The organism is Flintibacter muris, from assembly GCF_943192995.1.
Lineage (GTDB): Bacteria > Bacillota > Clostridia > Oscillospirales > Oscillospiraceae > Lawsonibacter > Lawsonibacter muris.
The window spans coordinates 76,123-89,168 of the sequence record NZ_CALPCP010000001.1; the positions used below are offsets into that span (position 1 = coordinate 76,123).

Below are 13,046 nucleotides of genomic sequence, written 5' to 3' on the forward strand. Positions count from 1 at the left end.
ATCTATATGACTAAGAGAAATTGGAACAATCTCAGCAGGCGCGGCCTGGCTATGTTCCTGGCTCTGATCATGTGCATGGGCATGCTGCCCGTTTCCGTCTTTGCGGAGGAGGGGACCGCCGGTCATTGGCACAACGAGGATGGCTGGAACTGCGTGAGCAGCCAGACATTGGTCTGTGAGTGTGAAGAGCACACCCACGACGAGATGTGCTACAACACCGAGCTCACCCTGATCTGTGAAAACGAGGACGAAGATCATGAGCACAGCGACATATGCTATGAGACAAGCGAAGAACTGACCTGCGAGGCCGAGGAACACCAGCACGGCGACAGCTGCTACGCAGTTGACTGGCAGTGCGAGGAGCCCGAGGCTGAGCCCGAGACAGAGGCTGAGGTTGAAGAGACCACTGAGCCCGAGGAGATCACCGAGTCTGAGCCTGCGGAGGAGGCCGGGGATCAGGCTGAGGACGAGACCCCCGACAGCAGTGTGGAAGACGACGTCCAGAACGCTGACAGCGTTAATCTGGGCGAAATTTCCAGCGCTGTTGTGGAAGAGATTGTCCTGGAGACCTCCAAGGACCTGTTCGAAGCGGTAGCCGAGGCCACCGAGGACGAAGAGCTCTCTCAGGCTGCCGGGGAAATCGCAGCTGTGTTGAATCCCGCCCAGCCTGTTGAGCCCGCTGAGCCCACTGTGGCCGAGCAGTTCATCAACGCCGTTGCGGCGCTGCCTGACAGCGTTGAGACCGCCGAGGACTTCGACGCCGTGGAAGCCGCCATGCAGGACATCCTGCCCCTGTATCAGGCTTTCGAGGTGGAAGACTACGACTATCCCGGCGTGGACAGCGCCCTGATGAAGCTGGAGTCCCTCCAGTCTCAACTGGGCATGGGCCGCCCAGAACCGCTGGCTGAAACAGGACATGAGGCTTATTTTTATGTTTGGAATCCTGCTCATGGAGAAATTCCAGATCATAGTACAGGTAACAAAGCAAAATGGTGGTATATTGGACGAGGAAGTGTCAATTTAGGTGCTCCTGGGTGGGAGTCCTATCCTGTGGAATCTGGTCTGTTGATAGATATACCAATGATGCCAGATAGGTGCAAGACGCTCCACCTTGGCGGTGTGGACTACAAATATAATGAACAGGGTGGACCTGATACCTTCAAAATTGTATGGAATGATGTTGTTGGAGCCAGTGGCGCAACGACGGCTGATGATGGCAATCATGAAATCACCCAAGAGAAGACGTGGCATGTCAACGGTTCTGTAGTCCTTGAGTCCAAAACCTATTGCACTGTTGACTTCAAGGTACGGCAACCTAACAGCACTTCTTTTTCCGCTGCTGCCGATAACGCAACCAGCTTTGTTAAGAAAGATGGATATGTGACCAGCGTTCCTGGTGAAGACAAAGTTCCTGGAACAAAAGTGGTCGATGGCGAAACCTTCATCTTTAATGGTTGGTACGACAATGAGGCGTGCTCTGGAGAGCAAGTGAATTTCGAAACTTATGCAGTCACTGAGAACACCACTTTCTACGGAAAGTATGATCCCAGTTGCAAGCATGAGAACACCGAAATCCGGGGTGCCGTGGATGCAACCTGTGCTAATAAGGGCTACACCGGCGATACCTATTGCCAGGACTGTGGTATAAAGCTGGATGGTGGCGTTGAGACTCCTGTTAATAGCAGTAATCACGAGGGCCCCTTTACTACCGGCTTGAGCACAGTAGCAACCTGCACGGAGCCTGGCCGTGTAGGCGACGTGACCTGTAATGCTTGCGGAGAAGTGAGCACTCAGGGCCATGAGGTCTCTGCACTGGGTCACCAGCCGACCAAGCATGACGCCGTGTCTGCTACCTGTATACAACCAGGTACCATTGAGTATTGGTCCTGCAACCGCTGCAATGGGAACTTTCTTGATCAAGAGGCAACGGTGAAAGCAGAAGATGTCGAGATTGCTATTGACGCGAATGCCCACAGCTATCCTGAGGCTTGGTCGGAGATTGAGGGAAACGATGAACAGCACGAACGCGTTTGTACCTTGAGCGAAGAGCACGTTGAAAGGAATGCTCATCGCTACGGTGCTTGGCGGGTCGATGAGACAGATTCTGCCAAAGAGGTCCGCACCTGCGATGACTGTGGTCATAAGCAGTACCGTACAATCCCCACTGTCACCTATCCCACGGAGTCCGGAGGTAAGGAAACCGATCAGGTCGACGTTGGTGTTAAGATCATTGTTGACCCCAACGGCGGCATCTGGGAGCATGGGCAGATCGGTATCTGGACTGAGGAGAATGATGGCACCTTCACTCACACTGCAGCGGCTGGTGACACCATCAAGTTGGAGCCCGATCCCACCTGGGAGAGCCATTTGTTCCTGGGCTGGGAAAAGACGGAAGGCGGAGATACAGTCACCTTCACCGCCCAGTGGGAGCAGACCTACACCCTGACCTACAACGCCAATGGCGGTACATTCGCTGAGGGCGCGGAGACAGTTTCGGAAACCGGTCTTGTAGGCGCACATTCCCTGAAGTCTGGCAAGGAGATGGTCTCTCGTGAGGGCCATGCCTTCATCGGCTGGAGCGATAGCGAGCTTGGCGTTGTGGGCAAAGATGACTCCATGCCCATGATTGTGTACGCTGTCAATATGTCCGCAGACAAGACCGTCTACGCGGTCTGGGGCGTGGACTCCAACGATAACGGCACCGCCGACGTGCTGGAGACCAAGTACATTGTCGTCTACAAGAACGGCGACGATGTGATCGAGAAGGTCACGAACCTGCTGGGCACTGATAAGCTCGGGGAGAATAAGCCCAATGATCCCACCGAGGATGACAGTGAGTTTGTGGGCTGGAATTTCGGCGATGATTCTCTGATGTCCTTGCATTTCCAGATGACCGTCGAAGCGTTCTATCAGATGGTTAAAGGTAATGACAACACCATTGTTCTTACTGCCTCCTGGAAGGAGAGCCAGCTGAGCTACACCGTTGTGCAGCACTTTGTGAACGTTGATGGCTCGGAGTCTACTGTGACAACTGGCCCCTACACTGCCACAGCTTCTGCTGCCGTTGGTAGTCTGGACCAGGTAGCAAGCCGCCAGCAGGACACGACTTGGAATGATGTTGAATACATCTTTGACCGGACAGAGAATGCAGATGCAAATCTGACTGACAATATGGTAATCGACATCTACTACAACGTGGACAGCTGGAATAATTCCGGCAGCGAGACCGGCGGCGACGGTAATCCCGACAACCAGCAGGCCCTGGTGAAGTTCGTCAGCGAGAGCCTGGCTCAGGGCCGGGTCAGCGGCGACACTGTTCAGGTGTTTACGGTTGAAGGTGAGACTGTAGCTCTGTCGAATGAAGTTGAGGCGAAGGGCGTTAATGGCTATGCCTTTGATTACTGGACCCTCAGCGATGGCGAGCAGAAGTACACTACCATCCCCGAGACTCTGAAAGTCGATGGCGGCAAGACTTACACCTTCACCGCACACTTTGCCGCTGACAGCAACGGTGACAACACCCCCGACAAGTATCAGGTTGAGGTGACTCTGAATATCGCAGGCGGCACTTGGGATGAAATTCCCGATGGTTGGACTGTGACCAATGGCACCCTGACCCGCCTCTTTACCGTGAAGCAGCTGGTTAACGGTGTGGAGGAGATGGTGAGTCCCTCTGCTATTATTGGCACTCTGCCCACCGGCACCGCCAGCGACGGCTACACCGCCGGCAGCGGCGTGTGGAGCGACGAACTGACCGCTGAAACAACTGTGACCGAGGCGGCCAGCTACACCCTCACCTTTGCCCAAAAGGCCACCGTGACTTACCCCGAGGCTAAGGAAGAGGACGGCAAGCCCGTTCCCCCCGTGAGCGGCACTGACGCAGTTGATCAGGACGTTATCATCATTGTCGACCCCAACGGCGGCAAGTGGGAGCACGGTAAGGTGGGAACTTATTGGACTTATGTGGACGGCGTCTTTAAGCACATTGTGCGTGCAGGTGAGGCGGTTGCTCTGACTCCTGATCCCACCAAGGAAAGCTTTGCTTTTGTTGGCTGGACCAAGACGGTTTCGGATGATGGCATGACCATCACCTACACCGCCAAGTGGGCTGCGGACGAGGTCGATGAGAAGAATCCCAATGAGGAGGGCCCCGACGGAATTCCCGACGACTGGCAGGCCAAGGTCACCCTGACCGTTCAGGGCGGCACTTGGAATGCCATTGAGGGTTGGACCAATGAGAACGGCACTTTGACTCAGGTTTACAACCTGTATGAGAAGAACGCCGATGGTAAGTGGGAGAAGCAGAATGTCACAGTTGGCACTCTGCCCACCGCCGCTGCCAACGCCGGCTTTACCGGAAATGGCACGTGGAACGTCGAGCTGACCGCTGACACCGCTGTGACCGGCGACGCCGCCTACACCCTGACCTTCGCGCCCGCCGGTTCCCGCGCTATTGCGGTGAACTATGTGGACGCCAACGGCAATCGTATCGGCGGCACTACCGTTTACGGCACCAACGGCCTGCCCTACACCCTGACCTCCGCTCCTGAGGCACTGGATGCCAACGGAAACCACTACGTGATCAACGACACCCTGCCCAAGACGGTTGGAGCTGCTGTAAGCTCTGTTGACGTGCGCTACGCTGTTGACAACAACGGCGGCGGCACCGACGGCAGCCAGCCTGACGGCACCCCCGATGAGCGTCAGGCGATTATCTACTACAGCTCCAGCAACACCGCCTACGGCACTGTCAGCGTGCCTGTCCAGGTCGTCACCCTGAGCGCGGAGAGCGCCAGAAGCACTGTGACGCTGAGCAGCACCGCTTCTACCACCACGCTGAGCCGCACCTACTTCAGCAGCTGGACCCAGGGTGCCAATACCCTGAGCACCAACGCTGTTCTGGACGTTGAGTTCGAGGTTGCCGGCGGCCAGACCTACAGCGTGATCGCCAACTTTGGCCGTACCGGCACCGGCGGTGGCGGCGGCACTGGCGGCACTGGTGGAACCGGCGGCGGTGGAGGTACCGGCGGAACCGGAGGCGGAACCACTACAATCGAGGACAACGAAGTGCCTTTGGCTGGTGACACCCAGCTGAACAAGGATGACCACTTCGCCTACGTGAGTGGTTATGCTGACGGCACCGTCCGTCCCGGCAACAACATCACCCGTGAGGAAGTTGCCGCCATCTTCTACCGCCTGCTGACCGAGGAGTCCCGCGCCATCTACGACACTGATGTCAATGACTTCAGCGACGTAGCCAGCGAGCGGTGGTCCAACCGGGCCATCTCTACGCTGGCCAACGCAGGTGTCATCAGCGGCTATCCCGACGGCACCTTCCGTCCCGGTCAGACCATCACCCGCGCCGAGTTCGCGGCTATCGCCGCTCAGTTCGACGTTGTGACCGAGAATGTGGAGAACCCCTTCTCCGACACCACCGGCCACTGGGCTGAGAATCTGATCTCCTTCGCCGCCAGCAAGGGCTGGGTCGGCGGCTACACCGACGGCACCTTCCTGCCCCAGAAGGCCATCACCCGCGCCGAGGCCATGACGCTGATCAACAACGTCCTGGACCGCGAGGTGGATGAGGAAGGCCTGCTGGCCGAGGCCAAGCAGTGGCCCGACAACCAGGAGGGCAGCTGGTATTACTACGAGGTTCTGGAGGCCACCAACTCCCACGATTACACCCGCCGCAGCGAGGGCAATCTGGTAGAGAACTGGACCGCCATCACCAACGAGTAATCCCCGAAAATCCCCCAAGCGATAATAAGGGAGAGAGCCAAATGGCTCTCTCCCTTATCTTATAATCTTGATGGTTCTGAGCTTTCACATACATACTCAGATCTGAGACGTGCCCTCCAGAAAACGCACCAGCATAGAGGCGGCCTCCGCCCGGGTGACCTTGCCCCCGGGGTCCAGACAGCCGTTCTCCCGGCCGTTCAGAATTCCGCTGTGCGCCGCCCACCGCGCGGCCTCCACCGCCCAGGGGGACAGAGCGCCGGCATCAGAAAAGGGGAGATTTCCCTCGGATATCAGGGGCCGGCCAGCGTACCGCCACAGCATCATGGCCAGCTGTTCCCGGGACAAAGCTGACCGGGTCACAGCCGCTCATCAACCCCCAGTCCAGACAGTAGTGGATCCCGTTGTGGTACCAGCCATCGGGGGAGAGGTCGCCATAGGCGGCCAGGGGACAGCTGCTGTCTTTGCCGCAGGCCTGATAGGCGGGGGGAAAGACGGCATAAAACCGCACCTTCTCCCCGGGGTGGAGGAAGGACCAGGTCCCGTCGCCATTGCTGACAACCTCCACCGCCGCGCCGCTCTGGCCGGTGACGGTGAGGGAACCGGAGGCATAGTGCTCACCCGGGGTGAGGATCACAGTCACTTTGTCTCCTGCGCCGGGATCGGCGGGCCGAGCACGGACCTGTCCCCGGCCAATGATGGTAACGTCGGCCTCAGGCACTGGAGGGGGAAACAGCAGACCGGAGGAGGGGGGAGAAATCACACGGGTGATGCCGCAGACATTGCAGTCAGGGTCTGTCTCGCTGTCGTAGACGTGGAGGGAATAGCCTTTGGCCTGGGTGGGAACCACGCCGGGACAGCCGGAGGCGACACACTGATACCAGTGGCCGGTCTCATTGCCCTCCCATTCTGAACCCCAGGTGTGGGTGTGGCCGGAATCCAAAAAGCGGGTCCAGCCGCAGATGCTGCATTGCATGTCCTGGGGGCTGTTGTAGACGTGAACAGCCCAGCCCTTTGCCTGAGTGGGCACCACGCCGGGACAGCCGGAGCCGGTACACTGGTACCAGTGGCCGGTCTCATTGCTGTCCCACTGGGAGCCCCAGGTATGAATATGGCTGGGGTCCACAAAGCGGGAGCGTCCGCAAACACTGCACACAGAGGCCTGGGGACTGTCGTAGACATGGGCGGCACAGCCCTCAGCCTGGAGAGGGACCACGCCGGGACAGCCGGAGCCGGTACACTGATACCAGTGAAAGCTCTCATTGCTGTCCCACTGCGTTCCCCAGGTGTGGGTATGGTCAGGGTCCACAAAGCGAACCCGGCCGCAGACAGAGCAGCTGGTGCCCTGAGAGCCGTCATAGACATGGGCCGCGTAGTCCATGGCCTGGACGGGGACCACGCCGGGGCAGTTTTCATCGGTACACTGGCGCCAATGGCCTGTCTCATCACTGTCCCACTGGGTGCCCCAGGTATGGACGTGGCCAGGGTCCACAGCCCGGACCCAGCCGCAGATATTGCAGTCCGGGTCATTGACGCTGTCGTAAACATGGTAGGAATAGCCGTCCGCCCAGGCGGGCACCAGGGTGCGGCAGTTGGGGACAGAGCACTTGTGCCAGTGACAGAGGTTGTCCGCGTCCCATTCAGAACTCCAGATATGGGTGTGGGCCCCGGCCGCTGAGGCCAGCGGCAGGCTAATACACACCGCCAGCGCGGCGGCCAGCGCGCGGCCCATAATTTTTTTCATCTTCATCAGACGCTCCCCCCTGTCCTGTATATAAACATTTTAACACAAAATCTCCCTGCGGGGAAGTTCTTTTTGCTGGCAAATTAAAACAATGGACGCTGGCCGCCCGATCTGCGGGTAATCTGTGCGGGGATGGCCTGCTCCCTTCGTCTAAGAGCCTGTTTAAAAACTTTAGACAAGAGGGGGAGAGAAGTAGATAATAAGGGAAAACAGGCGGGAGATGAGGATAGGATGCATCAATATCCAAGCGATATCAGCCGGGAAGAATATGATTTGATTCGAGAGGATTTGGAAGGAGCACGAAAAAGAACGCGTCCAAGACAGTACGATTTGTACGATGTGTTTTGTGCAGTGCTGTATGTGGTGCAGGGTGGAATACAATGGCGAATGCTGCCCAGCGATTATCCCAAATGGCAGAGCGTGTACTATTATTTCCGGGTATGGGCCGAAAAAGATGCGACAGGCGTCAGTGTTCTTGACAAGGTTCTGCACAAATTGGTAAAGCAGATACGGAACGAGGACCTGCGGCAGGATAAGACCACTTTTGGAATTGTTGATGCACAAAGTGTGCAGAATGCTGACACAGCGGAAGAAAAAGGGTATGACGCGGGAAAAAAGTATGTGGAATCAAACGCCATGTTGTCGTAGATACGATGGGGCTGCCCCATGCCATAGCCGTAACAACCGCTGATGTGACTGACCGGGATGGAGCCGTTCAGATGATCCTTTTTAACCGGGACAATCTTTCCTGTCCTCTGGCATAGGAGCCAAACAGGATAGCCTCTATTTTATTTTGTGAAAACAGCATCGCGATCTTACTGCACAGTTCCGCAATAATTGCAGTCACTTCTTGCCTGGTACGCATAAGAGACCCCCTCTCTACTTTTTAATATGCTATATTGTACTCACTATCGTATAATTCCAAACAGAGACAAACGTCCTCTACACACTGTTCATTGTCCTCAAAGTCCTGCAATTTCAAGGGTTTCAGCAGCAGTGACAACAGAGGAAGCGGTCTGTTTTATCAGAAATCAGGCAGAAACGGCTGCCTGTGCCAACGGGCAAACTATGCCCATTTGAATATCATCCGTAAAAATAAGGAGCAATGCTATGACCATAAAAACGAGAAATTCCGGTATCTATCAAACTCTCATCGCTCAACTGGACAAGACCGCCCGGCACAACCGACAGGGCAGCTTCCGCACCAAAGAGCGTTACTATGAGGCCATGCAGCCATTAAGACCGATTTAGCGAGCATCCGCTTCTTCCATGACAAATGGAGCGGACAAAATACCGTCTGCCCTCCAATGACGAGCTGGCAGTGGAACTGGAGCGCCGGCGTTTCGGTGGGGTGGACCGTACCTGGAGTGTTCGGGAGTTCCATCGGTTTCTGGCGACCTGTATGGTAAACGGTCACGAGGACTATGCCGCCATCGCCTGGCTCCAGCAGTACATCTATCAAGTGCGGCCCCAGATTCAGGACGAGGACTCCACCCGTCCTATGACCCATCATGGCCTGCGCCACAGCTTCGCCGCCCGGACCTACCAGGAATTGATTGACAGCGGCATGAGTTCGCTCAGCGCCAGTCTCCATGTCTCCCAGCTGCTGGGCCACGAGCGGCCTGACGTCACCCGGGGCTACCTGGCTGCTATTCCAAAGGACGGTGTGGATGGGAAATAGTGGGATAAATCGACCTGTTCCGGAGCAGAATAATCCCGGAGGCGATGCAATGGAACAGCAGACCATTACTATGGGTCAGGTCACCTACGAGTTGAGTCGGGTCTTTCAGGGTACACGTCCCCTCTCTGAGTTGATGGCGGAGCGGATGGTCCAAAATATTCCAACCGCCCCGCCCGTTGACGGAGGTGGCAGCCATGGGGTATAATCAATCCAGTGGGCCGGTTCACCGGAGGAGGCGAGCATGAAAACCGGCAGATTCACACTGGCGTTTGCCTACCTGCGGCTGTCCAACGAGGAGGCCCAGGACGGGGAATCGTCCAGTATCACCAATCAGCGCATGATTGTGCAGAACTACTGCAAGCAGAACGGCATTACTCTCGTCCGGGAATTTGTAGACGATGGCTACTCCGGCGGCAACTTCAACCGCCCTGGTTTCAAGGAGATGCTGAAGCAGCTGGAGCAGGGCAAGGCTAACCTGGTCATCACCAAGGACCTCAGCCGGCTTGGCCGCGATATGCGGGAGGCCAGCTACTACGCCGAGCAGTTTTTCCCGGAGCACGGCATCCAGTTCCTCGCCATCGCGGACAACTTCGACACAGAGCACGACAACATCATGGCGCCATTCCTGTTCGCCATGAATGAGGTCTACCTCCGGGACGGCTCCCGCAAGGTGAAGGACGTGCTGCGCAGCAAGCGGGAGAGCGGCCAGTACTGCGCCTGTCCGCCCTACGGCTACCGGAAGGACCGGGAGAACAGGCACCGCCTGGCTCCGGATGAGGCCACCGCCCCGGTGGTGGAGCGCATCTTCCAGCGGGCGGCGGCAGGGGATTCTTCCCGGAAAATCGCCCTGGACCTGAACGCCGACGGGGTGATCCCGCCGCTGAAATACCGGGTTCTGTACCGGGACGAGTTCAGTGAGGAAGGTGCGTCCCATGCTTCAGACACCTGGAACTACACCACAGTCAAGCGGATTTTGAAAAACCCGGTGTATCTGGGCCACACCTTGCTGGGCAAGAGCAAAAAGGTCAGTGTCAAGTCCAAGAAGAAGGTGGCGGTCCCCCGGGACAGCTGGGCAGTGACCGAGGACACCCACCCGCCGCTGGTGGACCAGGCGCTGTTCCAACGGGCCCAGGAAAACCTGGGCCGGGGCAGCCGAGACTACCGGGCCTATGACCAGGTACGCAAGAGCATATTTGGCGGTGTGGCGGTGTGCGGCAAGTGCGGGCACTCTCTCTGCTCCTGCGGCACGGTGTACAAGGGGGAGCGGGAGAAGTACTGGTATCTGTCCTGCACCCACCAGCGGCAGGATATTGCCAACCCCTGCCAGGGGGTGCGCATCCGCTATGCCGACCTGGTGGAGCTGGTGCGGCAGGACCTGAACAGCCTGTTGGCCCTCAGCGATGAGGACATGGAGGCGCTGGCTCAGGAGGCGGTCAGGCGGATGGGCAGCGAGGAGAATCTCAAGACCCGGCAACTGAAAAAGGAGCGGGCAGAGGCGCGGCTTGCTACCATCGACAAGATCGTTACCAAGCTCTACACCGACAACGCCATGGGTAAGCTGGACGACGACCGTCTGAGCCGCATGGTGGCCGACCTGGAAAAGGAATCCGCCGGGCTGAAAGTCGCGCTGGAAGAACTGAATGCCCCCGATGCGGCCCAGGAAGCGGTGGACAATTATGCCCGCTTTTTTGAGCTGGCCAGGCAGTACACCCACCTGGAGGCGCTGGACCGGAATACCCTGCTGACCTTTGTGGAGCGCATTGAGATCGGTCCCAAGGTGTACGAAAACGGCGGACACAAGGTCCCCGCTCGAGCCAACCAGCCTTACCGGCAAAGTGTGCGGCTCTTCTACAAATTCATCGGGGAATTGGCTGAAAACGGCGAAAAATGTTCTGAAGAGAAGCCCGCTTAAGATGGAGGAGGTACACCAAGGGAGGTGGGCGTCAACCTGAAGCAGGGCTACAACGGCGATCTGACCAGCAAGCAGGCCGGCTCCGTGGGCGGCCAGATGGTCAAGAAGATGATACCCGTACGAACCGCGAGCTTTGCGCGGGCGGACAGAACGGCTATAGGGCATCGGGTGATGGTTACATATCGGGCGGGACTATACCTGTAAAGTGAATAGAAAGAGAACCCACCCGCAGGGAGTACAGCTCTCTGCGGGTGATTTGTGCATTTTCGATTGATTTTTCTTCTCTTGTCTGTTATGATGTTTCTAAGAACATAACAACATAAGAACTAACATAAGAAAAATCTTACTTATCCCCTTTCTTTCTTATGTTCTTGCGGCTTAAATAAGGAGTGTGCTTATGCTGGAAGAAGAATTTGGAAAACTGCTTTTAAGAGTTCAGCAGCGAAATTGCGAGGAACAGACCTTGGAGGTCAAGGCCGCCAACAAGGGATGTCCGGAGCGACTCTATGACACGTTTTCTGCCTTCGCCAACCAGAACGAGGGTGGGATGCTTTTATTTGGCCTGGATGAAAAACAGGGCTTTGCCAAGGTTGGGGTCTATGACGCCCAGGATCTCCAAAAGAAGCTGATGGAGGTCGGTGAGTCCATGACGCCGGTAGTACGTCCTGTCTTATCGGTCTACGCGGAGGGGACCATGCTGTTTGTGGCGGCGGAGATCCCCCCACTGGATCTGGCAGAGCGCCCCTGCTTCAAAACAGCGCGGGGCCGTCTCAAGGGGGCTTTCATCCGGGTGGGCGATGCCGATAAGCCTATGACCGAGTACGAGGTCTACAGCTACGAGGCCTACCGCAAGCGGAGCCGGGACGATCTGCGAACGGTGGCGGGAATCTCCTCCTCCGCTCTGGATCAGGTCCAGCTGGAGCAGTATCTGCTGAAGCGCAAGCTGGACCGCCCCAATTTCGCCTCAGTCCCTGCGGAGCAGCTCTATGAGCTGACCGGACTGCAAAAGGAGGGGCAGTTCACCCTCACAGCGGTCCTGCTGTTCAGCCTGTACCCCCAAGCCTATTTTCCCCAGCTCAGCATCATCGCGTCCCGTGTGCCGGGCACAGAGATGGGGGAAGTGGACGAAACAGGGCGGCGTTTCCTGGACAGCAAACGCATTGAGGGCACCCTGGTGGAAATGCTGGAGGGTGCGGTCAGCTTCCTGCGCAGCAATATGCGCATTGCTGTGCGCATCGACCCGAGAACGGGAAAGCGGCAGGATATCCCGGAATATCCCCTTGATGCCCTCCGGGAAGCGGTGCTGAACGCGCTGGTCCACCGGGACTACAGCACGCATACAGAAAATATGCCCATTCAGCTGATTATGTTCCACGACCGGGTGGAGATCCGGAACCCCGGCGGGCTTTACGGCCGTCTGACAGTAGATCAACTGGGAAAAGTCCAGCCGGATACCCGAAATCCGGCGGTGATTACCGCGATGGAAGCCCTGGGCCAGACGGAAAACCGCTACTCTGGTATTCCCAGGATTCGCCGCGCCATGGCGGAAGCAGGCCTACCCGAACCCGTCTTCCGGGATGACCGCTGGGAATTTTCTGTCTGCCTTTATAACAGGGAGGCAGCGGAACAGCCTCCGGAAATCAAGCCGGCGCTTCCCGCCGAAGAGCGGCCGTCGGACGACCGTGGGCTGCTGGATTTTTGCAGGACGCCCCGCACACGCAAAGAGATTGTGCGCTTTTTGGGGATCGCCTCCGGGCAGTATGCCATCCGGCGTTACCTGGAGCCGCTGGTGAAATCCGGCACAATCCGGATGACACTCCCGGATCGGCCTAAGAGTCCAAAACAGACCTACCAAACTAATTCAGATGTTTTGAAGGACAAGAGATAACATAGAAGAAGGAACAACTTAATAAAGTAGCCAAGCCAATGTGAACAAAAGCGTTTAGAGGGCATATTCCTCTAAACGCTTTAAT

At 57.1% G+C, this 13,046-nt stretch carries 10 protein-coding genes and 1 pseudogene; 9 read left to right on the forward strand and 2 right to left on the reverse strand.

From position 1 onward, the window contains the following. Nucleotides 1–6: 6 nt before the first annotated feature. Entirely contained in the window at nucleotides 7–5,739 is a 5,733-nt protein-coding gene (locus NFS22_RS00385; protein ID WP_251315797.1) for an S-layer homology domain-containing protein, read from the forward strand. Nucleotides 5,740–5,835: 96 nt separating this feature from the next. Here NFS22_RS00385 and NFS22_RS00390 read toward each other — a convergent pair whose 3' ends face one another. Both NFS22_RS00390 and NFS22_RS00395 read right to left on the reverse strand, forming a co-directional pair. Further along, nucleotides 5,836–6,063: an S-layer homology domain-containing protein gene (locus NFS22_RS00390; RefSeq protein ID WP_251315798.1), complete on the reverse strand. Its 228-nt coding sequence runs from the start codon at nucleotides 6,061–6,063 to the stop codon at nucleotides 5,836–5,838. Continuing rightward, nucleotides 6,002–7,486 carry a hypothetical protein gene (locus tag NFS22_RS00395; RefSeq protein ID WP_251315799.1) on the reverse strand — a complete coding sequence of 495 codons (1,485 nt, stop codon included), beginning with the start codon at nucleotides 7,484–7,486 and terminating at the stop codon, nucleotides 6,002–6,004. Before NFS22_RS00395 ends, NFS22_RS00390 begins: the two co-directional genes overlap by 62 nt. 225 nt (nucleotides 7,487–7,711) lie before the next feature. On the opposite strand from NFS22_RS00395, the gene NFS22_RS00400 reads away from it, so the two are divergent. The 8 genes and pseudogenes from NFS22_RS00400 (at nucleotide 7,712) to NFS22_RS00430 (ending at nucleotide 12,961) form a co-directional block, all read left to right on the forward strand. Continuing rightward, nucleotides 7,712–8,128: a transposase gene (locus NFS22_RS00400; RefSeq protein WP_251315800.1), complete on the forward strand. Its 417-nt coding sequence runs from the start codon at nucleotides 7,712–7,714 to the stop codon at nucleotides 8,126–8,128. A gap of 5 nt (nucleotides 8,129–8,133) precedes the next feature. Then, nucleotides 8,134–8,244: a hypothetical protein gene (locus tag NFS22_RS23965; protein ID WP_420908815.1), complete on the forward strand. Its 111-nt coding sequence runs from the start codon at nucleotides 8,134–8,136 to the stop codon at nucleotides 8,242–8,244. A 346-nt stretch (nucleotides 8,245–8,590) separates the two neighbouring features. After that, nucleotides 8,591–8,731 (forward strand): hypothetical protein, encoded by a 141-nt coding sequence (locus NFS22_RS00405; RefSeq protein WP_251315801.1) that lies wholly within the window; start codon nucleotides 8,591–8,593, stop codon nucleotides 8,729–8,731. Nucleotides 8,732–8,756: 25 nt separating this feature from the next. Further along, the gene (locus NFS22_RS00410; protein ID WP_251315802.1) at nucleotides 8,757–9,161 is read left to right on the forward strand and encodes a hypothetical protein; all 405 of its coding nucleotides are present in this window, start codon (nucleotides 8,757–8,759) and stop codon (nucleotides 9,159–9,161) included. A 49-nt stretch (nucleotides 9,162–9,210) separates the two neighbouring features. After that, nucleotides 9,211–9,366 carry a hypothetical protein gene (locus tag NFS22_RS00415; protein ID WP_251315803.1) on the forward strand — a complete coding sequence of 52 codons (156 nt, stop codon included), beginning with the start codon at nucleotides 9,211–9,213 and terminating at the stop codon, nucleotides 9,364–9,366. Between the two features lie 36 nt (nucleotides 9,367–9,402). Beyond that, complete coding sequence (locus NFS22_RS00420) at nucleotides 9,403–11,073, forward strand: recombinase family protein (RefSeq protein ID WP_251315804.1); 1,671 nt, start codon at nucleotides 9,403–9,405, stop codon at nucleotides 11,071–11,073. A 21-nt stretch (nucleotides 11,074–11,094) separates the two neighbouring features. Beyond that, a pseudogene (locus NFS22_RS00425) lies at nucleotides 11,095–11,187 on the forward strand (alpha/beta-type small acid-soluble spore protein); the annotation flags it as partial. 283 nt (nucleotides 11,188–11,470) lie between these two features. Beyond that, a complete protein-coding gene (locus NFS22_RS00430; protein WP_251315805.1) occupies nucleotides 11,471–12,961 on the forward strand; it encodes an ATP-binding protein in 1,491 nt (496 codons plus the stop codon). Nucleotides 12,962–13,046: the final 85 nt, after the last annotated feature.